23 protein-coding genes are annotated in these 26,412 nt (G+C 28.6%); 5 read left to right on the forward strand and 18 right to left on the reverse strand.

The window, feature by feature from the left end; genetic code table 11:
- Positions 1-153 precede the first annotated feature (153 nt).
- On the reverse strand, positions 154-819 hold the full coding sequence (locus K0039_RS16435; RefSeq protein ID WP_228106158.1) for a Bax inhibitor-1/YccA family protein: 666 nt from the start codon (positions 817-819) through the stop codon (positions 154-156).
- A gap of 200 nt (positions 820-1,019) precedes the next feature.
- Here K0039_RS16435 and gltS point away from each other — a divergent pair, with 200 nt between their 5' ends.
- Positions 1,020-2,222 (forward strand): sodium/glutamate symporter, encoded by a 1,203-nt coding sequence (gene gltS / locus K0039_RS16440; protein WP_228106159.1) that lies wholly within the window; start codon positions 1,020-1,022, stop codon positions 2,220-2,222.
- Positions 2,223-2,392: 170 nt separating this feature from the next.
- Here gltS and K0039_RS16445 read toward each other — a convergent pair whose 3' ends face one another.
- A complete protein-coding gene (locus K0039_RS16445; RefSeq protein WP_228106160.1) occupies positions 2,393-4,360 on the reverse strand; it encodes a YgiQ family radical SAM protein in 1,968 nt (655 codons plus the stop codon).
- 372 nt (positions 4,361-4,732) lie between these two features.
- Between K0039_RS16445 and K0039_RS16450 the strand changes: the two genes are divergently transcribed.
- Positions 4,733-6,235: an alanine/glycine:cation symporter family protein gene (locus K0039_RS16450; protein WP_228106161.1), complete on the forward strand. Its 1,503-nt coding sequence runs from the start codon at positions 4,733-4,735 to the stop codon at positions 6,233-6,235.
- A gap of 101 nt (positions 6,236-6,336) precedes the next feature.
- On the opposite strand, the gene K0039_RS16455 is transcribed toward K0039_RS16450, so the two are convergent.
- Positions 6,337-7,128, reverse strand: coding sequence for an epoxyqueuosine reductase (locus K0039_RS16455; protein ID WP_228106162.1), 792 nt, complete (start codon positions 7,126-7,128; stop codon positions 6,337-6,339).
- Positions 7,129-7,514: 386 nt separating this feature from the next.
- Here K0039_RS16455 and K0039_RS16460 point away from each other — a divergent pair, with 386 nt between their 5' ends.
- Positions 7,515-8,447 (forward strand): DMT family transporter, encoded by a 933-nt coding sequence (locus K0039_RS16460; protein ID WP_228106163.1) that lies wholly within the window; start codon positions 7,515-7,517, stop codon positions 8,445-8,447.
- A gap of 116 nt (positions 8,448-8,563) precedes the next feature.
- On the opposite strand, the gene K0039_RS16465 is transcribed toward K0039_RS16460, so the two are convergent.
- The 8 genes from K0039_RS16465 to ftsH form a co-directional block, all read right to left on the reverse strand.
- Positions 8,564-8,938: a DNA polymerase III subunit delta gene (locus K0039_RS16465; RefSeq protein WP_228106164.1), complete on the reverse strand. Its 375-nt coding sequence runs from the start codon at positions 8,936-8,938 to the stop codon at positions 8,564-8,566.
- A 42-nt stretch (positions 8,939-8,980) separates the two neighbouring features.
- Positions 8,981-9,424 carry a permease prefix domain 1-containing protein gene (locus K0039_RS16470; protein ID WP_228106165.1) on the reverse strand — a complete coding sequence of 148 codons (444 nt, stop codon included), beginning with the start codon at positions 9,422-9,424 and terminating at the stop codon, positions 8,981-8,983.
- A 3-nt stretch (positions 9,425-9,427) separates the two neighbouring features.
- The gene (locus tag K0039_RS16475; RefSeq protein WP_228106166.1) at positions 9,428-9,757 is read right to left on the reverse strand and encodes a PadR family transcriptional regulator; all 330 of its coding nucleotides are present in this window, start codon (positions 9,755-9,757) and stop codon (positions 9,428-9,430) included.
- A 214-nt stretch (positions 9,758-9,971) separates the two neighbouring features.
- Complete coding sequence (locus tag K0039_RS16480; protein WP_228106167.1) at positions 9,972-11,213, reverse strand: DUF1015 domain-containing protein; 1,242 nt, start codon at positions 11,211-11,213, stop codon at positions 9,972-9,974.
- A 124-nt stretch (positions 11,214-11,337) separates the two neighbouring features.
- Positions 11,338-12,285, reverse strand: coding sequence for a D-2-hydroxyacid dehydrogenase (locus tag K0039_RS16485; protein WP_228106168.1), 948 nt, complete (start codon positions 12,283-12,285; stop codon positions 11,338-11,340).
- 131 nt (positions 12,286-12,416) lie between these two features.
- Positions 12,417-13,487: a pyridoxal-phosphate-dependent aminotransferase family protein gene (locus tag K0039_RS16490; RefSeq protein ID WP_228106169.1), complete on the reverse strand. Its 1,071-nt coding sequence runs from the start codon at positions 13,485-13,487 to the stop codon at positions 12,417-12,419.
- A gap of 185 nt (positions 13,488-13,672) precedes the next feature.
- Positions 13,673-14,821 carry an AI-2E family transporter gene (locus K0039_RS16495; RefSeq protein WP_228106170.1) on the reverse strand — a complete coding sequence of 383 codons (1,149 nt, stop codon included), beginning with the start codon at positions 14,819-14,821 and terminating at the stop codon, positions 13,673-13,675.
- A gap of 328 nt (positions 14,822-15,149) precedes the next feature.
- Entirely contained in the window at positions 15,150-17,171 is a 2,022-nt protein-coding gene (gene ftsH, locus K0039_RS16500) for an ATP-dependent zinc metalloprotease FtsH (protein WP_228106171.1), read from the reverse strand.
- A 267-nt stretch (positions 17,172-17,438) separates the two neighbouring features.
- On the opposite strand from ftsH, the gene K0039_RS16505 reads away from it, so the two are divergent.
- On the forward strand, positions 17,439-18,314 hold the full coding sequence (locus K0039_RS16505) for a CPBP family intramembrane glutamic endopeptidase (protein WP_228106172.1): 876 nt from the start codon (positions 17,439-17,441) through the stop codon (positions 18,312-18,314).
- 69 nt (positions 18,315-18,383) lie between these two features.
- Here the strand turns inward: K0039_RS16505 and K0039_RS16510 are convergent, their stop codons facing one another.
- The 7 genes from K0039_RS16510 to rpoN all read right to left on the reverse strand — a co-directional run bounded on the left by K0039_RS16510 (position 18,384) and on the right by rpoN (position 24,489).
- Positions 18,384-18,695 carry a M15 family metallopeptidase gene (locus tag K0039_RS16510; RefSeq protein ID WP_228106223.1) on the reverse strand — a complete coding sequence of 104 codons (312 nt, stop codon included), beginning with the start codon at positions 18,693-18,695 and terminating at the stop codon, positions 18,384-18,386.
- A gap of 214 nt (positions 18,696-18,909) precedes the next feature.
- Entirely contained in the window at positions 18,910-19,623 is a 714-nt protein-coding gene (locus K0039_RS16515) for a phosphatase (RefSeq protein WP_228106173.1), read from the reverse strand.
- 82 nt (positions 19,624-19,705) lie between these two features.
- On the reverse strand, positions 19,706-20,968 hold the full coding sequence (locus tag K0039_RS16520) for a 30S ribosomal protein S1 (RefSeq protein WP_228106174.1): 1,263 nt from the start codon (positions 20,966-20,968) through the stop codon (positions 19,706-19,708).
- Positions 20,969-21,176: 208 nt separating this feature from the next.
- Positions 21,177-21,872 (reverse strand): DNA/RNA nuclease SfsA, encoded by a 696-nt coding sequence (gene sfsA, locus K0039_RS16525; RefSeq protein WP_228106175.1) that lies wholly within the window; start codon positions 21,870-21,872, stop codon positions 21,177-21,179.
- Positions 21,873-22,003: 131 nt separating this feature from the next.
- Positions 22,004-22,588 (reverse strand): chromate transporter, encoded by a 585-nt coding sequence (locus K0039_RS16530; protein WP_228106176.1) that lies wholly within the window; start codon positions 22,586-22,588, stop codon positions 22,004-22,006.
- A complete protein-coding gene (locus K0039_RS16535; protein WP_228106177.1) occupies positions 22,585-23,127 on the reverse strand; it encodes a chromate transporter in 543 nt (180 codons plus the stop codon). Before K0039_RS16535 ends, K0039_RS16530 begins: the two co-directional genes overlap by 4 nt.
- 18 nt (positions 23,128-23,145) lie before the next feature.
- On the reverse strand, positions 23,146-24,489 hold the full coding sequence (gene rpoN, locus K0039_RS16540; RefSeq protein ID WP_228106178.1) for an RNA polymerase factor sigma-54: 1,344 nt from the start codon (positions 24,487-24,489) through the stop codon (positions 23,146-23,148).
- A 192-nt stretch (positions 24,490-24,681) separates the two neighbouring features.
- Between rpoN and K0039_RS16545 the strand changes: the two genes are divergently transcribed.
- Positions 24,682-26,388 (forward strand): ABC transporter ATP-binding protein, encoded by a 1,707-nt coding sequence (locus K0039_RS16545; protein ID WP_228106179.1) that lies wholly within the window; start codon positions 24,682-24,684, stop codon positions 26,386-26,388.
- Positions 26,389-26,412: the final 24 nt, after the last annotated feature.

Genomic DNA, 26,412 nt, shown 5'->3' on the forward strand with positions numbered 1-26,412 from the left:
CTTTTTATCATTGTTTATTTATGATTTATACTATATAGCTAATTTTAGCTTATCTATATTATACTTATTTTTATAAAAACTATAAAGGCTACAATCTATTATATAATAAAAATCCTATAATACAAGGTTTGTATCATAGGATTTTTTAATTTATTAATCAGTCAATTCACTTACAAGTCTAAGTAAATCTAGGAATATATTAATAAAATCAAGATATAAATTTAAAACATGGATTGATAAGTCATCTCTATCATTTATTCCACCATATTCTATTTCTGATTTTAATAAACTTACATCATATAATATATATCCAGAAAAAATTACAATTCCGACTATACTTATTATTATATTAAATACACTCCCGCCAATAAATATATTTACTATAGACATTACTAATAGTGCTATTAATGAAATAAATAATGTAGGCCCAAATCTAAGGAATCTTCCACTTTCACTTCTATTAGCTACAAATGCAAGTCCTCCAAATATAACAGCTGTAGCTAATAATACGTTTATTACCATTCCTGTTCCCATACTTCCCACATAATAGCTTATAATTGGTGACATTAATATTCCATCGATAAATGTAAATAGGTAAACAAAATTCATGGAAAATCTTCTTGGAATTATGCTTTTTCTAGAGAATAAAGCCATAAGTATTAATGCTACCATTAATACTGCTATTATTGTATTTGCCATATAAATAAAACTGTCTGGTAAAAACATTAGTCCAAATAAATATCCTATAAACATAAATACTATCGATATCGATAAGTATTTAAAAACTTGTGACATTGGATTATAGATACTTTTTAACATAATATTCTCCTTTCAACCTTCGTAGTTAGTAATCAATTATTATACATTTATTTTAATACTTTGTCTACATACTTAGACATATAAATAAATTTATTAATATATTTATACTATATTTTGTCTTTACATTAAAATTTTTATAATATATCATATATATATTATACATTTTTTAAAATCATTATATAGAAAGGACTAATCAAGAAATGGAATTTAATTTAAACATTTATGAGACCATGGCTTTAGTTTCCATTGTATTTTATATTGGTAAATATTTAAGAAATAAATTTTCTATACTATCAAAATATTGCATTCCTCCATCAGTAGTAGGTGGGTTTATATTCGCAATATTTGTTCTTATATTAAGAACTACAAGCATAGCAACTATAAACTTAGATACAACTTTACAAGAAATTTTTATGACGGCATTTTTCACTAGTATAGGATTTACTGCTAGTTTTAAAATATTAAAACAAGGTGGTATGAAGGTTGTTACTTTCCTCGGCCTTGCAATTTTACTTGTTGTATTACAAAATACAGTTGGTGTAACATTAGCATCACTATTTAATTTACAACCACTACTTGGACTTTGTACAGCATCTATACCTATGATAGGAGGTCACGGTACTGCAGGATCTTTTGGGCCTTTATTAGAAAGTATGGGTGTCTCTGGTGCTACAACAGTATCTATTGCCTCAGCTACATTTGGCTTAATAATGGGAAGTATTATCGGTGGATTAGTTGCTAGAAATCTGATACACAATCATAAAATAAAAACAGTTCATGATGAAAACTCTAAAGTTCCACCAGATGAAGTTGGCGATTTTAATGAAGAAAACCAAAATATTTTATGTTTAAAAAAATTAATGACTGGTGCATCTTTCTTATTCATTGCTATGGGGCTTGGATCAATAATATCTGATTTAATTCAAAACTCAGGATTAACATTTCCATCATATATAGGAGCAATGCTTGCAGCTGCCATAATAAGAAATCTATATGATTTTCTTGGAAAAGAAATGGTGGAAAAAGAAATTGAGACTTTAGGATCACTTAGTTTATCATTCTTTTTAACAATGGCTTTAATGGGGCTAAAACTTTGGCAATTATTTGATTTAGCTTTACCTCTTATGATTATGTTATTTGCTCAAGTTATACTAGTAGGATGCTTTGCTTATTTTATTACTTATAGAATTATGGGTAAAAGCTATGAGGCTGTGGTCTTTGCATCTGCAACTTGTGGATTTGGAATGGGTGCAACTCCAAATGCTATTGCAAATATGGACGAGCTAACTAACAGATATGGATTTGTTCATACACCATATTTTGTAGTTCCTATTATTGGTTGTTTATTTATTGACTTTGTCAATTCAGCCATAATAACACTATTTATAAACTTTATATGTTAAAAATTAAACCTTGATATATGTCTATATGAATATATCAAGGTTTTTTATAACTTAACTATTAAATTTTTCTGCATAGTTTTTTGAATATCTATTGCGACAATACTTACTAAATAATTATGTAATTTATAAAAGGTATATTGATAAATATACCTTTTAACCTTATATAAACATTATCTCTTAGTTCTCTTTTTACCTTTTGATTTATTATCTCTTGAATTACTTTTGCTACTTCTTCTATCAGTGTTATTGTTATTTCTTCCACCTTTAGAATTTCTATCATTAGATTTATTAGTTTTTTTATTTTTATCAAATTGTCTATTTAATGCGCCTCTAGCCTCTTTAGGTTTAATTAAACATCTTGGCCCAAATCCTATTAAGTCTTCTCTACCTGCTTCAACTAAAGCTCTATGAACTAACTCATAGTTTCTAGGTGCAGAATATTGAAGTAAGGCTCTTTGCATTGCTTTTTCAGTTTTAGATCTTGGTACATAAACTTCTTTCATAGTTCTTGGATCTAATCCTGTGTAGAACATTGTTGTTGATAATGTTCCTGGTGTTGGATAGAAATCTTGAACTTGTTCTGGTTGATATTTAATATCTCTTAAATATTCAGCTAACTCTATTGCACTACTTAATGTAGAACCTGGATGTGAAGACATTAAATATGGTATTAAGTATTGTTTTAATCCAATTTGTTCATTCATTGCAAAGAATTTTTGTCTAAATCTATCGTAAGTTTCTCCTGCTGGTTTTTGCATATAATAAAGTACTTCTTCTGCAACATGCTCTGGCGCAACTTTTAATTGCCCACTTACATGATGTTTTATTAATTCTCTCATAAATGTATTATCTTTGTCAGCCATTACATAATCATATCTAATACCTGAACGTACGAATGCCTTTTTAACACCTGGTACTTGTCTAACTTTTCTAAGAAGACTTATATAGTCATTGTGATCTACATTTAAGTTTTTACATGGTGATGGATCTAGACATTGTCTATGTTTACATCCACCTTTTCCTTCTGTTATTTGTTTTTTACAAGCTTCTTGTCTGAAGTTTGCAGTAGGTCCACCTACGTCATGTATATATCCTTTGAAGTCTGGTAAATGTGTAATTTCCTTTGCTTCTTCTAGTATAGATTCATGACTTCTACTTTGTACAGCTCTACCTTGGTGGAAAGTTATTGCACAGAATGAACAACTTCCAAAACATCCTCTAGAACTTACTATTGAGAATTTAACTTCATTTAAAGCTGGTATTCCACCCTTAGCTTCATATGATGGATGATAGTTTTTAATATATGGTAGTGCATATACTTGGTCTAATTCTTCTCTACTTAGTGGTGGTTCAGGTTTATTTTGAACCATAAATTTATTTCCATGAGGTTGAACTACTGCTTTTCCTCTAAATGGATCTTGCTCTGCTTCTTGTATTTTAAAAGCCTGTGCAAATTTAACTTTGTCTTTTTTTATTTCTTCAAACGAAGGTGTTAATACATAGTCAACATATACTTCATCTAAACTATCTGCCATATAGCAAGTTCCGTCTATAAAGCTTATATATTTAGGATCAAATCCATCATTTATAGCATCTGCAACTTTAACTATCTGTCTTTCGCTCATTCCGTATACTAATAAGTCGGCCCCACTATCTACTAATATGGATTTTCTTACTTGATCACTCCAGTAGTCATAATGAGCAAATCTTCTTAGTGATGCTTCTATTCCTCCTATTACAAGTGGAATATCTCCGTATGCTTCCCTTATTCTATTACAATAAACTATTGTAGCTTTATCTGGTCTATGACCCATTTCCCCACCTGGTGAATAAAGATCTTTATCTCTTTGTCTTTTACTAACAGAATAATGGTTTACCATAGGATCCATGTTTCCTCCATTAACAAGAAAACCCAATCTTGGTCTTCCAAGTTTCATAAAGTCTTCTGTTGTTTTCCAGTTAGGTTGAGCAATTATTCCTACTTTATATCCAGCATGCTCTAGCACCCTTGATATAATGGCTGTCCCAAAACTGTGATGGTCAACATAAGCGTCTCCTGTAACAAGTACGAAGTCACACTCATCCCATCCTCTTTCAATCATATCTTCTTTACATATTGGTAAAAATTTATTTTCCATTTTATCACCTGCTCAATCTATATTTAAAATTCACTTCGTTCATATCGCCAACAATGTGCCTTCGCTTCACTTCAGACATATCTGTTGCTTAAAATTTACTTCGCTCAAAATTTTTATTTACTTATCTTTAATTATTAACTCTGATTAACTATTATATCACAAACATAGTAATATTTTTAAAGTAATTAAGTTTTATAGCATAATTAGTTACAATTATTTATGTTAATTTTGCATATTTATGTTAATTTACTTTAACATAAAGTAACGCATTCTTAACACTATTAAATAGTATTTACAGACTATAATTTACTAAAGAAATATTTATATATTATTCTTTTTATATAATTTATTATTTTATAAGGAGGGAATTTTATGGAAAACATAGTCAATAGTATTAACTCTGTAGTTTGGAGTGTAGCACTTGTATGGACTTGTCTTGGTGTTGGTATTTATTTTAGCATTAGAACTAGATTCTCGCAGATTAGAAATATTAAAGAAATGGTTGCTTTATTATTTGGAGGTAAAAAATCAGAACAAGGTATATCCTCATTCCAAGGATTTTGTACAGCTCTTGCTGGTCGTATAGGAACTGGTAATATTGCCGGCGTCGCTACAGCTATAGCTTGGGGAGGTCCTGGAGCACTATTTTGGATGTGGCTTGCAGCATTCCTTGGTGCAGGATCAGCTTTTGCCGAATCAACTTTAGGTCAGTTATATAAAGAGGAGCACGAGGGTGAATATCGTGGAGGACCTGCTTACTATATCGAAAAGGGATTTGGAAGCACTACATTTTCTAAAATCTACGGGATAACGTTTGCAGTTGTTACACTTATCGCTATAGGAATATTACTTCCTGGTGTTCAAGCTAACTCAATTGCAATATCTGTAAACAATGCTTTTGGTCTTAATGTTAATATTACAGCTGTTATATTAGTTGTATTTCTTGCTCTTATAATCTTTGGTGGAATAAAAAGAATAGGTTCTGCTGCAGAATTTATCGTTCCTTTTATGGGTGGAGCATATATCTTAATGGCACTTATTATTATTGCAGTTAATATAGCTGATTTACCAGGTATATTAGTTTTAATATTCAAGTCTGCATTTGGTGCAGAGGCAACGTTTGGTGGTATAATCGGTTCTACAATAGCTTGGGGTGTAAAACGTAGCGTTTACTCAAACGAAGCTGGTCAAGGTACTGGACCACAAGCATCTTCAGCCGCTGAAGTATCGCATCCTGCAAAACAAGGTTTCGTTCAAGCTTTCTCTGTTTACGTTGACACATTATTTGTTTGTTCAGCAACAGGATTTATGATTATGATGACTGGTTGCTACAACACTTATTATGAAGCTACAGGCAAAGCAATTGTTAAAAATATGCCTCAATTGGGTATTCCAGAAATAGGCCCAGCTTATACTCAAAATGCTGTAGATACCTTAGTTCCTGGATTTGGTTCTGCTTTCGTTGCCATAGCATTATTCTTCTTTGCATTTACTACTTTAATGGCTTATTATTATATAGCAGAAGTTAACTTAACTTATTTGGTTAAAAAAGTTAAAAAAGGTGAAGGTAGTAAAGTTGCAATTAATGTATTGAGATTTGTATTATTAGCTATGACTGCATTTGGATGTATGAAGAGTGCAGGTCTTGCATGGGCAATGGGTGATATTGGCGTAGGACTTATGGCATGGTTAAACTTAGTCGCTATAGTTCTTCTATCTAATACAGTTATTAAATGCTTTAAAGATTATGAAAGACAAATGAAACTTGGAATTCCTAGAGATGATATAAACTTTGACCCTACACCTCTTGGAATAAAAGGAGCTACTTTCTGGGAAGAAAGAGTTGCGAGTGGTGAAAATAACCCTCAATCTTAATTTGTAATCAACTCACAATTTGATGATAAAATAAAACCCTAAAAAATGTACCAGAAAAAGAGCTAAGGCGGCTTAGCTCTTTTTCGTGTAAAAAAATATATTTAAGGTTGTTTAAATGAACATGGTAAATTTACTACACATTTACCACAAACCTGGCTTCCTCCTCTTGGCTTACCTTTTTCCACTTCTCTATTTCCATATAATTTTTCATACTTATCAAAACTTTTCATACAAGTTTCATAACATTTAAATCTATCATAATTATTCGCATTTAATGCTCCACTGAAGCAACGCTTTACACATACTAAACAACTTTTATTTCTTTTGTACAAACAATTTTCTTCTTCTAATGGTTTATCTGGACTTACCTGTAAGTTTGTAACTATGGTAAAATATCTTCCACAACATCCTTCTTTAGTAATTAACATATTATTAATTCCAAAAGTTCCAAGGCCAGCTATCTTTGCCATATGTCTATGAGACCATTTACTTTTTAATATATCTGTTTTAAAATCACTAGCTACATTACATACGGCTGCACAGCATCCCATTTCTTCTATTTTTTTAATAAGGTAATCATTTAATTTAATAAACATTTCATTAGTTTCTTGATAAGTTAAAGTCCATTTTTCTGATGCTAACTCTCCATCAATATTAGAATGAGCTATATCTTTAGTAAAAGGAACAAAATAAGCAATAATAATAGTTGGATCATCTAATATATCACTAGGCATTAAATGTTCTTCAAAAGTATACTCTCTTATGCGAGAGATATCTTTATGATTAGCATCAGCAAAGCCAACTAAAGGTTCTCTCCACGTTGTGCTTATATCATATCTTTTTTCATATTCTCTCACATAATCTACTATATATTTCTTAATTAAATTTTTCATAGAATTCACCTTTTCCTATTAAGATTTCTTACACCTAATTAACTGTACATCTAAAAAAGCACCTTTTTTCAAAGATGCTATAATGTCTGATTACTATTTCTTTTTGCTATTTTTATTTTGTTCTTCATCTCTTGCTCTTTTTTGTGCCCAAATATTAGTTACTATTATAAATAATAATATAAGACTTCCCACTCTTATTATAGTTTGAACCATATTATCCCCCCAATTATATTTCTCTTTTACAGTTTTATCTTCTAATTAAATTATACACTAATTCTTCTTAATTATCATTTATTTTACGTTGCTATAAGAGACTTACAACTGTTATAATTCACTTATTGATATATTTTACTAATTGAAAATAAAACTATAGGAGGGAAAATATTATGAAGAAAAACTATCATTTTTATGCACTTATAACAATAATATTTTGGGCAATGGCTTTTGTTTTTACTAGGCTAGCTCTTCAATACTTTGATGTGTATACTTTAAGTTTTCTAAGATATTTATCAGCATCATTAACTTTAATTGTAATTATTTATTTTATGAAAATTAATAAGCCTAAGAAAGAAGACTTTCTTACCTATATACTTTCTGGATGTATTGGATTTTTTATCTATGTAATTCTATTTACAAAAGGTACAGGACTTGTAACTTCAGCTACTGCTAGTATTGTAATCGCCATGGTTCCTGTCTTTACAGCCTTTTTGGCATCATTCTTTTATAAGGAAAAACTAAAAATGTATCAATGGTTTGCCATCGGAATTGAGTTTATAGGAATCTTAGTATTAACCTTAATGAACGGTACCTTATCTATTAATGAAGGTATCTTGTGGCTATTACTAGCTGCACTTTGTCTTGCTACTTATAATTTACTACAAAGAAAATTAACAAAGAAATATACAGCTTTAGAGGCTAGTACTTATAGCATTTTTATTGGAACTTTATTTTTATGTGTGTTCTTACCTTCATCTGTAGGACCTACTTTACATGCTCCAATTGAACATATAATATATGTTTTAATTCTTGGAATATTTTCTTCTGCTCTTGCTTATATTGCCTGGGCAAAGGCCATTTCCATAGCAGAAAAAACTACTTATGTAAGCAATTATATGTTTGTTACACCATTTTTGACTACAATCTTAGGATTTGTAATGATGGGAGAAGTTCCTGATAAGGCTACTCTTTTAGGTGGTATGATTATTTTAGCTGGATTATTTATGTTTAATAAAGAAAGCTTTTTAGAACCATTTAGAAATAAAAAACTGTCTTCAGTGGAATGTGCTACTTCCACTGATAAAAATGATTTAATAAAATAAAAATTATAAAAGCCTTCTATGAAAATATTAACTTATTTTATAGGAGGCCTTTTTATACAATATTTTTAAAATTAAGTGCTTATTTATATTCATAATCTGTTAAATTTTCTATATATTTAAATATCAGTTAGTGGATAAGGATGACTATGGTGAACATTCATATATATTAGATTGTCATCTTTATCATAAGAGTATTTAATAGTAACTATTATCTTATCACCTATAGATACGTTCTTACATAATTCTTTATTTTCTATATAGTAACTTTCCCCATTATATGATGCTTTGACTGTACTAGTCTCTTCATAACTCATTATATTTATCATAGGCACATAGCTTACCACACCTTTATGAGAAACATAACACTCAACAGTCATTATATAAGTTCCAAATGATATCCATTTAGTATCTTTAAATAACTTCATTTTTTTATTTAAATTTAATTCTTCTGTACTATTTATACTTTCTTTTAATGATGATTTGTCGTTCATATATATCCCCCCATGAAATTTTATCTAACACCCAACTATTAATTAGTCTTCCATCGTTCTCTTTAAAGTTACAATTATAATACTTAAAATAATTACTATACTTATTAATATTGTTAATACTGCCATTAACCAAGTAGGTACTTTGTTATAAAAACTGTTATAAGCAACCAAACATGCTGCACCAAAAAACCAACCAAAAGCATTAAGTATCTTTAATCTTAAACTTGCTAATTTCTTTAATCTTTCTTTTTTTACATCTATTTTCTTCGTATATATGGAGCGTAATTCAACAGATGCTTCTTCATCATTACCCCCATCAAATTGTTCAATTGCTTTATTTTGTGCTTCATTTTCTGAATACCCTTGATTAATATATTCTTTGGCAGAAGTTATCAAATGTTCTTTTATCTCTTCCTTTATCTCTTTTGCATCTTTACTATCATCATTTTTATACAATCTATCTAAATATCCCTCTATGATTTTCATAATTTATTTCCCCTTATTTAAAAATTTATTCATAACTTCTTGTATAAAATTCCATTCTTCAACTTTTATATCCAAGTCTTCTTTTCCATCTTCTGTTATATTGTAATACTTTCTTCTTCCTCCTGAATCTTGATTATCACCCCAATAAGACTTTATTAATCCTTTCGATTCTAACCTTTTTAATGAAACATACATGGTACTTTCTTTCAATTCAAATGTGGTCTCATCCTTGACTATTTTAGCAATTTCATATCCATAAGAATCTTCTTGGTTTAGTATTGATAAAATCAAAGTGTCAATATGACCTTTTAATAATTCTTTATTTAAATTCACAAACTTATTAACCTCCCTTTATGTACTACCTCATTATATAAAGTACTTTATAATTTAATAGTAGCTTAGCTTTTTGACTTTAGCAATAAAAATTTTATTTTATTATTAAATATTTTTTATCTTCTAAACCATTTTAAAAGGTATATAATAGACCTTTCTATAACAAAAAAACCAGAAGTAACTATACTTCTGGCTTTTTTTATTAAATTTTATATTAATTTAATTCATGTAAGAAAAGTCCACATCTTACCTTTGGTTCAAACCAAGTAGATTTAGCTGGCATAATTTTATTCTCATCTGCCACTGAAATTAATTCATCTATATTAGTTGGATACATTAAAAAACCAACTTTCATATCATCGTCTACTCTTCTTTCTATTTCTTTTGGTCCTCTTATTCCACCAATAAAATCTATTCTTTCATCAGCTCTAGGATTTTTAATACCTAAAATTTCATCTAATATATGATTTTGTAAAATAGAAATATCTAAAGTTTCAACTATGTCTCTATCTTGTAAATATTCTTTGCCAAATTCTATTTCATACCATTTATTATTTAAATACATTCCAACTTGTCCCTTACGCGTTGGCTTATAGTTTTTTTTTGCTTCCTTAACAATAAATTTTTCTTTTATTTTATTTAAAAATTCATCTTCAGTAAAGCCATTTAAGTCTTTTACAACTCTATTATAATCCATTAGTTTTAAATCAGTATGTGGAGCTATCATTGCTGTATAGTAGTTAAATTCTTCTTCTCCAGTATAATTTGGATTTTTTATTCTTTCTTCTAATGCTATATTTTCTGCTGCTGCACACCTATGATGACCGTCAGCTATATAAAGATTTTCTACCTTTGCAAATTCATTTACTAGATCATTAATATCTCTTTCCTTTTCCACTTTCCAAATAGTATGAATAACATCATCATCTGTTTTAAAATCATATATTGGTGTCATAAAATAAACATAATAATCTATTATTTTTTCTATTTCTTCCTGGTTTTTATAAGTTAAAAGTACAGTTCCTGTATTTGCATTACAGTATTTTATATGATTAGTTCTATCTAACTCTTTGTCCGGCTTGGTATATTCATGTTTTTTTACTATTCCATTTATATTGTCATCAATTGCCACGCAAGCTACTATACCAGTTTGTGCTCTATCATTTACTATTTCTCTATAAATGTAAATTGCATCTTTATTATCTCTTACAAATACATTTTTCTTCATAAACGTATCTAAATTTTCTTTAGCTTTTATATATACTTGTTCATCGTTCTCATTTACATTATCATCTAAGTCTATTTCTGCTCTATCTATGTGTAAATAAGAATACTTATTATCCTTTGCTATTTTCTTTGCTTCTTCCCTATTCATCACGTCATAAGGTAGTTCTGCCACCATATTTACATATTCATTTGCAGGTCTTACTGCTTTAAAAGGCTTTATATTTGCCATTGTTCTTCCTCCCCCAAATTCGCTTCGCTCATATCGCCAACGAATTATCTTCGCTACCACTTCAGATAATTCCGTTGTTCAAAATTTGCTTCGCTAAAATTTATTTGTTAATTTATATTTATTCTTATAGTGCTATTTTCATATCATCAATTATTTCTTCTTCTACTAAAAAGTTATATATTATTTTTACTATTTCCTTGCCTATTCTTTCTTGTGCTTCCACTGTTGAAGCCCCAAGGTGTGGCGTTGGAGAAACCATTGGATGATTAACTAGTTCTAAGTTAACTTTTGGTTCTTCTTCATAAACATCCAGAGCAGTAGCTTCAACTTTTCCATTTTCTAATGCTTCTATTAAAGCTTTTTCACAAACTAGTCCACCTCTAGCATGATTTATAAAGTAAACTCTATCTTTCATCATATTGAACTCTTTTCTCCCTATTAAATATCCCTGATTTCTTTCTAAAGGAATATGAATAGTTAAAAAGTCTGCATTTTTTAATACTTCTTCAAAATTGCAGAAAGTATAATCTTTACAAGAGTTCATCTCCCCAAGTATATCGTAATAAATTATATTCATTCCTAAATCATGAGCCATTTTAGCAACAGTTTTTCCTATTCTTCCAAGACCTATAATTCCAAGAGTTTTACCAAATATCTCTGTACCAACATATTTTGTTTTGTTCCACTGCCCATCTCTCATAGTTATATTTGAAATATTTATAAATCTTGATAAAGTTATTATTTGACCTATTGTAAGTTCTGCAACAGATCTTGTGCTAGCATTAGGCGTATTGAAAACTTTGATTCCCTTTTTATTTGCATATTCAACATTTATGTTATCAAGGCCAACACCACTTCTAATTATTAATTTTAGAGTGTTTCCTTCACATGCTTTATCTATAATTTCTTTTGTTATTACATTTTTTGAACGAATAACTAGCACATCTTTATCTTTTAATTTTTCCCCAAGTTCCATCTCATCGTAAAATTTATGTTCAACATCTATATTAAACTTTCTCAAGTTATTAACAGCATTTCTGTTCATTCCATCTGTTACTAATATCTTACACATAGTATTTACCTCCAGTTTTTACCCTTATAATTTCTATCTCATATAAATATCAAGAACTTTCTTAATATTCAAACTAAAATTTTTAAATTAAAACTTTGTACAACAAATGACGCAAATTAAATTTTCTAATATTAAAATCCTAAAATTTCATTAATATTAATTAATAATTCATTTACATCTTTTACTGTATAATCGCCCATGTGAGAAATTCTAAATGTTTTCTCTTTAAGGTCTCCATATCCATTGGCTATTAAAAAGCCTCTTTCCTGTAATTTTTTATTGAGATTTGATACACTGATTCCTTGTGTATTCTTGATAACGGTAAGGGTATTAGACAAATAATTTACATCGGTAAAAATTTGGAAGTGTTCCTGTGCCCAGTCTCTAACTAGATTTGCCATTTCTTCATGACGATTAAATCTATTATCTAGGCCTTCATTTAAGATTTTTTTCAGTTGGAAATTTAAAGCGAACATATGTGAAAGGGAAGGTGTTGAAGGGTATTGATAATTTTTATTCTGGATGTACTCATAGATGGCGAGTAAATCAAAATAATAACCCCGATTAGGTACTTTTTCTGCTCTCTTCTTTGCCTTTTCTGAGAAGGTGCAAAGAGACATTCCTGGTGGTAAGCCCAAAGCTTTTTGCACTGAAGTTAAACAAATATCTATGTTTGATTCATCTACTTCAATTTTCATACCACCTGCTGAACTAACAGCATCTACACAATAAATAATATTATCGTATTTTTTAATTACCTCTCCAATTTCTTTTATTGGATTAGCTATTCCGGTTGAGGTCTCATTATGAGTTACCATGACCGTATCATATTTATTCGTAGATAATACCTTATCAACCATTTCTGGCTCAATAGCTTTTCCTAATTCGACTTTAAATAAATCCGCTGGAACACCATTTAATACGCCCATTTTATACCATCTGTCACCAAAGGAACCACAAGATAGTACTGCTGCTCTCTTTAAAGTACAGGAGCGAATGGAGCCTTCCATTAGGCCGCTACCGGAGGATGTTGATAATAAGATATTATTTTTTGTATAGAATAAATCTTGAAGTTTTTCAGTTATAGCTTCTTGTAAAGCTGATGCTTCACTTCCTCTATGGCTTATAACTTGTTTTGCCATTTGTGCTAAAACATCTTCATTTACATCTATTGGTCCTGGTATGAATAGTTTTTTGCTCATAATTTTGCCTCCTTTCTTAATTATTAAAATAAATTAATTATTATTATAACCATATTTTAAAAAATAATATTATAAATTATTATATTTCCTTTTTTTAATTTTATGATTATTTTAATTAATATTTATACTATGCATTTTGATAATATTTGTCAACAAAAAAATTCATTTTGTATATAAATTTATATTTATTCAATCTTTTTAAATGTAATATCTTTATTCTTAATTCTTTCATTTATTGCTTTTGATGATAACTCATAAACTACGCTAGTAATGGGCATCCCAAGTACCATACCAATTACTCCAAATAAATTTCCTCCTACAACAATAGCTAGTAATACCCATAAAGGAGAAAGACCTAAAGAATTTCCTACTACAAAAGGATAAACAAATTTTCCATCTAATTGTTGAATTGTAAATACTAAGACTAAAAACAATAACACTGATGTTGGTTTTACCATCAAAATTATAAACGCTGAGATAGCAATCCCTACATAAGTACCAAATATAGGAATGAAGTTTAAAATAGGTATCATTATGCTTATTAATAGTGCAAAAGGTATTTTAACTAAGGAAAAGACTATAAAGAATGCTGTTCCAAGTATTAATCCATCCATTGATTGGCCTAATATGAATTTAGAGAACTTATTATTTGTTAGTTTTAAAATGTACATTATTCTTTCACATTTTTTCCCATTCAAAAAGGCATATATAAACTTTTTAAATTGTAAAATTAATTTTTCTTTACTAAGTAAAATATACATAGATATTATGATTCCCAAGAATAAATTCATAAAGAAGTTTGTTATTCCTATAGTGAAATTAAATACATTAGAAATAAACATATTAATAATATTCTGAACAAAAGCTAAGAATTTTTGTATCATAGATTGTATATCAAAAGATGTATTTTTTAACATATCTAAATCATTTACTTTACTCATTATCTCATTTTGCAAGCTGCTTATATAGTTAGGTATATCATTAGTTAAAGATCTTAAGCTATCTGCTAGGTGAGGAACTATATAGCTAATAAATACCCACATTAAAATTACTACTATTACAAGTGTACATGCTAGCGATATAACCCTTGACATCTTTGATAACTTTTTATTTTTTTTGCATAAATGCTTAACAATTTTTTCTTCTATAAGCTTCATTGGTAAATTTATTAAAAAGGCAATTACTCCACCCATTATAAATGGCTTAAATGCTATTATAAACTTGCTAAATAAGTTAGGTATTAGTGTTGGTTTTAGTATAAATAAAAGAAAAATCATTATGTATGTTGATATTATAAGTTGATTTTTCAATTTTAAATCTTTTAATTTATTCATTATGTCCTCCATAAAAATCTATATTATATTTCTAATTTATATTTTTTCAAATTTTAATTTAATTATCTATTATTTCCTATAAATAGATTGTACCTCTATTGAAGAAAAATAACCATATTTTGTATAATTTTATCTATTTTTATATGAATAAAATACGATATATGCACGTGTATACACGCATGTAAGGAATTTTTTTGACTTGGAACACATTTAGAGAACATTGTATAAAGGTAGTAACATTTTTGTTCCCCCCTTTCATGGAAGGTATTTAAACATAAAAAAGCACCAACTTTTACATTGGTGCTAAAAATCTTTCCTAATATTAAATCTACTTATCTTCATCTTCAGTAGTCTTAATATCATCTACTTCAATATTTCCATCTACTCTTTCAAGTTCTTCTTCTATACGTTTTTGTTGATCCTGTACTCTTTTTTCTTGTTCTTTTATTGCTTCAAGTTCAAGTCTTTCTGCTTCTTTCTTAGCTACTTCCTTAGCATCATGTTCTTCTTTAACTTCGTCTGCAGATTTTCCATTTAATATTTCCATAAATTCTGCACCTGTAATAGTTTCTTTTTCTAATAAGAAGTCTGAAAGCTCGTGTAATTTATCCATGTTCTCTTCTAGTATTTTTCTAGCTTTTTCATGAGCAGATTTTATTATACTTAATACTTCTTTATCAATCTTAGCAGATGCTTCTGGTGAACACATAAGTGATGCATCTCCACCTAAATATTGATTGTTTATTGTTTCAAGAGCCATCATATCAAACTCTTCACTCATACCGTAACGAGTAACCATAGCTCTTGCTATTTTTGTTGCTTGTTCTATATCATTAGACGCACCTGTTGTGAAAGAATTGAATATTATTTCTTCCGCAGCACGACCGCCTGTAAATGTTGCTACTTTGTTGAAAGCTTCTTCCTTAGACATAAGTACTCTTTCGCCTTCTTCAACTTGCATAGTGTATCCTAGAGCCCCAGATGTACGAGGGATAATCGTAATCTTATGCACTGGTGCAGATTCTGTTTGCTTAGCTGCAACTAATGCATGACCTATTTCGTGATAAGCTACTATTTTCTTTTCTCTTGGAGAAATTACAGCTGCTTTTCTTTGGTATCCTGCTATTATTACTTCTACAGATTCTTCTAAATCCGCTTGAGTAGCTTTGTGTCTTCCAAGTCTAACAGCTCTAAGCGCTGCTTCATTTACTATGTTTGCAAGTTCTGCACCACTAGCTCCAGCAGTTGCTCTTGCTATTCCATTAAAGTCAACATCTTCGTCCATCTTAACGCTTTTAGCATGAACTTTTAGTATATCTTCACGACCTTTTAAGTCTGGAAGTTCCACTGGTACTCTTCTGTCAAAACGACCTGGTCTAAGTAGAGCTTTATCTAGAGATTCTGGTCTATTAGTTGCTGCAAGTATTACAACACCTTTTTTACCATCAAATCCATCCATCTCAGCAAGTAATTGGTTAAGAGTTTGTTCTCTCTCATCATTACCACCCATTCCTCCACCATCACGTTTTTTACCTATAGTGTCTATCTCATCTATAAACACTATACATGGAGCTTTTTCTTGAGCTTGCTTAAATAAATCTCTAACTTTTGCAGCACCCATACCAACAAACATCTCAACAAACTCAGATCCTGAGATTGAGAAGAATGGTACTTTTGCTTCTCCTGCAACTGCTTTTGCAAGTAAAGTTTTACCTGTACCTGGAGGTCCTACAAGTAGTGCTCCTTTTGGCATTGATGCACCTATTTCTTCGTACTTTTTAGGGTTGTGAAGGAAGTCAACTATCTCAGTTAATGACTCTTTTGCTTCATCTTGCCCTGCCACATCTGCAAAAGTTTTGCCTGTTTGTGCTTCTACGTATATTTTGGCATTACTTTTACCAAACTGCATAGGGCCGCCTCTTCCACCCATCCTATTAGTCATTTTTCTCATCATGAAGTTTAATAAGGCAATCATTAAGATCGTTGGTAACACCCAGTAAAGAATAAACTCTACAATTGGTGAGTCTTCTTTTGGTATACTTTTACCAAATTTAACATTTGCTTTATATAAACGCTCCACTAAATCAGAGTCATTTACTTGCCCAGTTATATAAATCTTATCCTTATCTGCTTTTGTTTTAAAAGTTATTTGCTTTGAACCTTCAATATCTACTTGGTTTACTTTTCCTTCATCCACCATTGTAAGGAATGTTCCATAGTCCACTTCTTCTACTTGACCGCTCATATTATATAGCGATGGAAATATAAAAGAATTAAGCGCTACTAGTAAAAGAAGTATTATCCCATAATAATATAACCATGATTTTTTTTGAGGTTTTTTCTCTTTCATAAGATATCTCCTAAATAATTATTCTGTATTTATTACTATATATACCCATCATATATGTCTTAAACATTAAATATAATGTTATAAAGCTATAAAATGACTTATATAGAATAGTAAAATTAATAAGGTATTTTGTCAATGTTTCTGATACTATATTTTTATGTTTATATTGATTTTGTGTATTTTTCACATTTTTTATAATAAATAATTATATAGTGTTAGTATGAATTTATTATGAATTATTATTATATAAATATTAGGAGGAATAATATGTTAGATTTTACAAAAGAATTTAACGAAGTTAAGATTATACCAGCCGTATTTTGGTATATTTTCACTATGATCATTGTAATTTTAGGAGCTTTTATTATTTACTTTACTAATGATATTAATTTAATCGACAATGATAATTTATTGTCTTTAATATCTACAACTTTATTTATCCTTGTACTTTTATACAAATTTAGGGTTAATAAGAATAAGTTACTATTAATGATTAAAGATTATTTTAAAAAAGTAAATATAAAAGAACTATGTAGCGTTGTTGCTACTCAACTATGTCTTTCCATGGGTATTAGTTTATTATCAATTGGCATTGTTTATTTTGCTTTTCCAAATATGTTAAATGAACTTCTATCTGAGTCTTCTGTATCAGAAGTTTCTACTTATAGCGGTTTATTTATATCCATGCTAATTACTGTTGTTGGTGCTCCTATTATGGAAGAATTATTTTTTAGAGCCATTATATTCAAAAGGGTTAGCAGAAAGTTTAATATATACATAGGAATGGTCATTTCTTCTTTGGTATTTGGACTTTTACATATTGAATTAGCTGTCATTGGTGCTTTTATTTTTGGCATTGCTTGCTGTATTTTATACATAAAATATAAAAATATACTAATTCCAATGACTGTTCATTTTTTTAACAATTTAGTTGCATTTTTACCTCAACTAGATATTCATGCACCTACTAATACTGCTCCAATCACTAATACAGATGCCTTTGTTTCTTTATCATTTGGCTCAGTATTATTTATAATAGGAATGTTCTTTTTTATTAAGTTTATACTTAAAAATAAAAAATACCTACATGGAGGATTTGCTCCTAGATCCAGTACAAGATTTATAGTAGAAAGTAAAAATTAAAATATAAAAATTCAATTTAAATTAAAAAGCATCTTTTTATTTAGATGCTTTTTAATTAAATGTCTAAAATTATTTATATAAATCTTCAAGTATTAAATCATTCTCATAAATATATTTTGCTACATCATATCCTACATATCTAAAGTGCCATGGTTCAAAACCATAGCCCATATCTTCTACTCTATCTTTTTTATACCTTAATATAAATCCATAGTTATGTGAATTTTCTTCTAACCATTTACCTTCCTTCGTTGTTTCAAATTCCGGTATTAATTGATATGCTATTGATTTTGAAGAAATATCTACTGCTAAACCAGTTTGATGCTCACTATGATTAGCTTTTGATAAATACTGTTGTGTATATTCTTTTCCATTGTGTATTAAAGTATAATCCCAATCGTACTATATACTTTCTTTTGATTCATTCCCATAACTCCCTCATAATATTAATTATCAAAATCACTTTATATTATAACATTTTTCGACTATTTTTTGTATTGTTTTGTATCTTTTTACTTTTATTTACATGTAAAGTTTCAAAATAAAAACCATACTAATTTATAGCATGGTTTTCGTTAAAATCTAAATTTTAATTTTATAATTGAAAAAATTCTAATATCTCTTCTTCATGATAATTAATAACTAATTCTTTTGGGAAATCAACATCTTCAAGTAGTTTTTTTGCATTATCAAAAATACCAACTTGATAACAAATATGAGCATCGCTTCCTAAAATAATTCTTACCTGATGTTCTTTGCACAAATTAAGTAGCTCTATATAATTTTCACGAGCATTCGGTCTAAATGAACCTGGATTTAAGGATGAATTATTCACTTCTAATAATATATTCTTTTCCTTTGCTTTTTTAACAATAGCTTCATAGTTCAATGAATATCTTCCATCATCTGGATGCCCTATAATCTTTACTAATTCATGATCCATTGCATTTAATGTTGCTCTAGTATTTTCTTCTTTTGTCCCAGGCTCCAGACATACTGTATGAAGACTTGCTATTATATAATCTAGTCCTTTTATATATTTATCAATTTCCACATCAATATTTCCATCATAATCTATAACATTAGCTTCCATTCCTTTAAGAATTCTAATACCGTCTATTTCCTTAGGTAATACTTTTAAATTTTGAAAATAAAATAAATGCGGCCCACCTGGCATATTTATACCATGATCAGATAAACCATAGTATTTTAATCCATTAATCTTAGCATATTCTATGTTTTCTTTTACTGTACTATATGCATGCCCACTAGATAGAGCATGGGTGTGTAAATCAATTATACCCTTCATTTACGTCTTCTCCTTTATTGCAAAATTTATCATATGTTAAAAGCCATATAGCTTTTGCAATATGGCTTAAGTGTGTTTATCATTATTGATTATCTAACTTTCCTTTTAATAAATCACCTATAGTTGATCCTAAATCTTCTTCTTTATTTAAGAATTCACTGTAATCTTCTTCTGGCTCTTTATTAACGTCTTTTATAGATACAGACATTCTCTTGTGATATGGATCAAAAGTTAATACTCTAACTGTTATTTCATCTCCAGGATTTACAACACTACTTACATTTGCAACTCTTTCCTCTTTTAAGTGAGATATTGGTAAGTATGCTTCAACACCTTCTTTTATTTCAACAAAAGCGCCCTTGTCTATTATTCTAACAACTTTACCAGTTATTATATCGTCAACATTTACTTCTTTAGCTATTAAATCCCATGGATCGTTATTTATGTCTTTTAATGCTAATCCTATTCTCCCCGTTTCTTTGTTTACATCTAATACATAAACATCAACTTCTTGTCCAGATTGTAACATATCTTCTACAGATTCTACTCTCTTCCAAGATAAGTTGTTTATGTGAGCTAAACCTTCAACTCCACCTAAATCGATGAAAGCTCCGTAACTTACTATATTAGTTACTTTACCGTGTCTTTTTTGTCCAACTTCTAAAGAATCCACTAAAGCTTCTTTCTCTGCTTTAACTCTAGCTTTTTCGGCTGCTCTTTCTTCTCTTGCTTTTTGTCTTTGTTCTTCTCTTTCAGCTTGAATTCTTTCTTTTCTAGCTTTTCTTTCTTGATCTAAACGCTCTTGTAATACTTCTCTATGTGAACCTACTATCTTATTAGCTTTTTCGTTGAATTCTATTAGATAAACTTCTAAATTAGCATCTTGGTATTCTTTTGTATCATTTACAAATTTAGTATTTAATTGAGATATTGGTATAAATATTTCAACTGATTTGTATGCAGCAAATACCCCTCTTTGTATAGTTTTTACTACATTTACAGTTAATATTTTATGTTCAGAATGTGCTTGCTCTAATTCTTTTTTATCAGTTACCATATCTAATCTTAATTTAGATAATTTTAATGTACAGTCTTTTTCTGATACTTTAGTTATAACAGCAGATATTTCATCTCCAACTTTATATACATCAGAAACTTCTTGATTTTTTTGTAAGTTTAATTCACTTACTGGAATTACTCCGTCAAAACCTATATTAAGTCCTACAGTTACTTCATCATTATTTATTTTAGTAATAGTTCCTGCTATAGTCTCTCCAACTTTTATTGAACTAAGTAGTTGGTCTTGTTGGTCTAGCAGCTCTTGCATAGATAATTCTTTAGTCATTGTTCTACATCCTTTCACCTAATAATCTTACTTTTTTATATTATACCATTAAAATTTCAAATACTTACAGATTTATACAATATTTTATCAGTATTTTTTAATTATTTTCAAAATATTTTGCTCTACAATAGCATCTTAACTTTATTTAGTAAATTTATCAATTATATTGTTGTAATATCCATCTATTTCAGTAGAATTACCTTCTTTTTTATAATATTACTTTTACAGGGTTATTAAGTATTATATTATCGATTTCTACTTTTGAATCATAAGCTAAAACTTTAACTCCTTTTTCGTCTGCTTCTTTCAATGCATCTCCAAATTCTTTGTGCATATCCACATTAGGAGTGAAATAAAGTACATCTTCCATTTGAATAACAAGAATTATGTACGCTAAATACCCTTCCTCCTTAGCTCTTATTAGCTCTTTAACATGCTTTACTCCTCTTTCTGTTTTTGCATCTGGAAACTTTACTACTCCATCTATTTCTAGTGTACACCCCTTAACTTCTATAAATGCTTTTTTAGTTTTTCCTTCTACATAAACATCAAATCTAGAATTGCCGTATGTTTTTTCTGGTTTTATTAAAGTTATTTCTTCATCAAATCCTGGTAATATTAATGATTTGTCTTTTAAAGCTTCATAAACCATTTTATTTGTTACTTGCGAGTCCATATTAATTAGTCTATCACCTTTTTTAACAGCTATTAAGGAATATTTTGTTGCTCTATCAGGATTATTACTTTCTTCTAAATACACTTCATATCCAGGAACTAACAACTCTTTACATTTACCTGTATTTTTCACATGAATTTTTTCAACTTCCCCATTTATATCGCAATAAGCTACAAATCTATTAGGTCTCTCTATAAATTTAGCTTTTATCATTTTATTATATTTCATTTTATTCTCCTATTTACTCATTCTCTTATGCTTAAAAATATTATACCCATTCCTTAGAGATTAAAATTATTTTTGAATATTTAAGGTATTATAAAGGAGCAATAATTTTTTATTGCTCCTTTATAATAATTTTATACACCTGCAAATCCAAATATTATCCCTACTATAGCAGATCCTGCTATAAAGAATACTGGGTGAAGTTTTTTAGTTTGTTTTACATTATTTGATAACACATAAATTATTACTGCTAAAATTAAAGATTTCCAATTAAATAAATCTAATATTTTTCCACTACTTTTAAATAAGTCCATTTGAAATAATGTTATTGTAACTACAGTCATACCTGCAGCTGCAATAAGCCCTGTAGATGCTGGGCGAAGACCATAAAACGCTGCATCAACATATTTGTTTTCTCTAAAGGACTTTAAGAAATAAGATATTATTATAATAATTATAATCGATGGTGTTACAAGTCCTAAAGTTGCTATTATAGCTCCCCATACTCCCGCTGTTGTAAATCCTACATATGTAGCCATATTTACACCTATTGGTCCTGGTGTTGATTCAGAAACTGCTATCATATCTGCAAGTTGTCCTGATGTAAACCAACCTGTTTTGTCTGCCATATCATAAAGAAAAGGAAGAGTCGCCATTCCTCCACCTACTGCAAATAGCCCAGTTTTAAAAAATTCAAAAAATAACTGAAGATAAATCATTGATGCTTCACCTCCATATTTTTCACTATTATACCTGCTATAGCAGTAATAACCACAAATAATATTGGTGATAAGTCTGTAAATACAGAACCTAAAAATACACCAGTAAAAATAATCAGAGTAGCCTTATCAACTACGGAACTTTTCCACAGTTTAACTACAGCATTAAATATAAGTACACAAACGCATACTCTAACTCCCGCAAATGCATTTTTTACTATTGCTAAGTCAGAAAAATTACTTATAAAGGCTGCAATCGCTGTTATTATGATAAAAGATGGCATTACAACACCTAACGTTGCCACAATACCTCCTACTATACCTTTTTTCTTCTGTCCTATAAATGTTGCTGTATTTACAGCTATTACGCCTGGAGTACACTGTCCTATGGCATAGTAATCCATAAGCTCTTCATCAGTTGCCCAATCATTTTTTTCTACAATTTCTCTTTGTAAAATTGGAAGCATGGCATATCCACCTCCAAATGTTAGTACACCAACCCTTGCAAATGCAATAAATAAGTCCATTAATTCCTTCATATATTGCCTCCTATTCGTCTATTTAACAAATTGTTTTCTTTTAGATGAAGATAAGATATTCATTTCTTCTCTATATTTTGCCACTGTTCTTCTGGCTACTGTTATTCCTTCACCTTTCAATAATTTACATATTTTATCATCACTTAAAGGCTTTAATTTGTTTTCTTTATTTATAAATTCTTTTATCATATTTTTAATTTTAGTACTTGATGTGCCTTCTTCTTCTTCACTTTGAATTGCTGTACTAAAGAAGTATTTAAACTCAAATAAACCAAAAGGAGTTAACATGTATTTACCATTAATGCCTCTACTAATAGTAGACTCATGATATCCGAGATCTAAGGCTATATCTTTCAATCTCATTGGCTTAATGTTCTTAGCTCCCTTAATAAAAAACTCTTTTTGCTCTCTTACTATTACTTCTGCTATTTTTAAAATGGTGCTTTTTCTGGTTTCAATATTTTTCAAAAGATTAAGAGCATGGTTAAGTTTATTTTTTATAAACTCTTTAGCATTTTCATCAGATGCAGGACTACTTAGTACACTTTTATAATAATTATTTATGCATAAATGAAAATTAGCATTATCATTCATATAAACAATAAATTCTCCATCAATTTTTCTTACAGTGACATCTGGTTGAATATAAACTGTTTTTTCACTGCTACATAATCTTCCTGGCTTAGGATCAAATTCTTTAATTTGTTCAATATACTCTACACACTCTTCAATGCATATATCATATTTTTTGCTAATAAATTTTATTTTATTTTTTCCTATTAAATTTAAATCTTCAATTATAATAGACTTTAAAATATCATCGTTTATATTTTTGTTTTTCATTTGAATTAACAAGCACTCACTAAGACTTCTAGCTCCTATTCCACTAGGTTCTAGTTGCTGGATATTTTTTAAACACGCCTCAAAATAATTATTATCTATATGTAACTCTTCAAGTATGAATTCTTCATCTGCTCCCAAGTATCCATCTTTATCTAAGCAATCAACAATGTACTCACAAACTTCCTTTTCTTTATTACTTAGTTTTAAAAATGATAACTGTTCTTTAACATAATCATATAAATTACTTTCATATCTTGCTAGATTTTCTAAAGTAAAATCATTATCTAGGTCATAGCTTTTTATATTGTAACTTTTGTTATCAATATTTTTAGCAAACTCCTCCCAATCTACATCTCCCTTATTTTCAATTTCTAAGACTGGATTTTCTTCTGATTCTCTTTTTATTTCATCTTCTAATTCTAAATTACTCATGTTTAAAATATCTAGGGATTGTTTTAATTGAGTTGTCATAACAAGCTTTTGTGATTGAATTATATCTAATCTATTATTTAAGTTCATACTTTTTATCCCCTTTTCAATATTTACAGTAATTATTACAATTCTATTATTTGTAAATTTAAATATCTAAATCCATTATAGTTAATATATTTAAACACTTCAATAAATCTTTCTCACTTAATTCAACAAAATACATGTATAATAAATCTTGAAGCATTTAAATTAATCATATTAACATTTCAAGGAGGTAATATGAAAACTCTATGGCAATATACATTAAAATATAAATATCAATTTTTATATAGAATAATAACCATCTCTTTAGTTGCTCTAGCAAGTATTTGCTTTGATTTTCTAATGGGATTTATAGTAGATATATTTGCAAGTGGTGACAGTAGTAAGTTTGCAACTATTACTATAGCCAGTATATTTCTAATAATAATTATGTTTTTAACAGAATATATAGACGGTCTTGTTATGTCATCTTATATTAAAAATACTGTAAATTATTTAAGAACAGACATTTTTTCTAAAGTAATAAATAAAGATATAAAGGACTTCTCTTTAGATAACAGTGGAAAATATATTTCAATCTTATATAATGATATAAAAATTATTGAAGACAGCTTCTTTAATAATTTATTTCAAGTTATATCATGCATCATATCTTTCGCAATTTCTTTAGTTGTCTTATTTTCAATTAGCCCAAGTATAGTAATTTTTATTTCTATCTTTGGAGTTTTAGGATTTATTATACCAAATGCTTTATCAAGAAAATTAGTTGTTCAAAAAAATGATTACTCCGAAAATTTAGAACAGATCACTTCTATTACAAAAGATTTATTTTCTGGATTTGAAGTAATTAAGGGGTTTAATATAAGTAATAAGATAAATGAGATTTTTAGTACTGCATCAAATAATGTGGAAACTTCTAAAAGAAAGTACTCTGTTTTAGAAGCAATAATTAGGGGATTTTCTTTATCCTTTAGTGTTACAATTTATCTAGGTGTTCTTCTTATTGGAGGGTATCTTATGTATAAAAAAAGTATCACTGTTGGTACTGCTATAATAATTATTCAGTTAAGCACTCATATTGTTGGACCTGTAAAATTAAGTATTTCATTAATAAATCAAATTAGATCTGTATCACTTATAGCAGATAAAATAGAAAATATTTTAGAAGATACTAAAGATAGCTTTGAAAATACTAAGTTAGATAATTTTACAAACTCAATAGAAATTAGAAATCTTGATTTTTCTTATAGTAAAGATATAAAAGCCTTAGATAATATTAGTTTAAATATAAATAAGAATAAGAAATATGCTATTGTAGGTGAAAGTGGCTCTGGCAAAAGTACTTTAATAAAACTTCTTATGAGATATTATAGTGATTATGAAGGAAAAATCATTATTGATGATAATGATTTAAAAAATATTTATAGCTCTGACTTGTATAAAAATATATCTATGATTCAACAAAATGTATTCATGTTTGATGATAGTATAAAAGAAAATATAAGACTTTATTCTAATCATACTGATGATGAAATTTTAAGTTCATGCGAAAGATCTGGATTAAGTAAATTGATTGATAGATTACCTAAAGGAATTAATTCTTTAGTTGGTGAAAATGGTAATAAATTATCAGGTGGCGAGAAGCAAAGAATTGCTATTGCAAGAGCTTTAATAAATAATACACAAATACTGATTTTAGATGAATCTACTTCTGCCCTAGATAATGAAACAGCTTATAACTTGGAGAAATCTCTTTTAGACTTAAATGATTTAACTTTAATAACAGTCACTCATAAGTTAATCAAAAGTATTTTAATTAATTACGATGAAATTATTGTTATGAAAAATGGAAAGATTCTCGAGAAGGGTAATTTCAATGATTTATTAAATCAAAAAGGCTATTTCTATAGCTTATATACTATTCAAAACGATAGTTTATCTTAACAAATAATTTACTTTAAACACTAC

Source organism: Terrisporobacter mayombei (genome assembly GCF_020748465.1).
Taxonomy (GTDB): Bacteria; Bacillota; Clostridia; order Peptostreptococcales; family Peptostreptococcaceae; genus Terrisporobacter; species Terrisporobacter mayombei.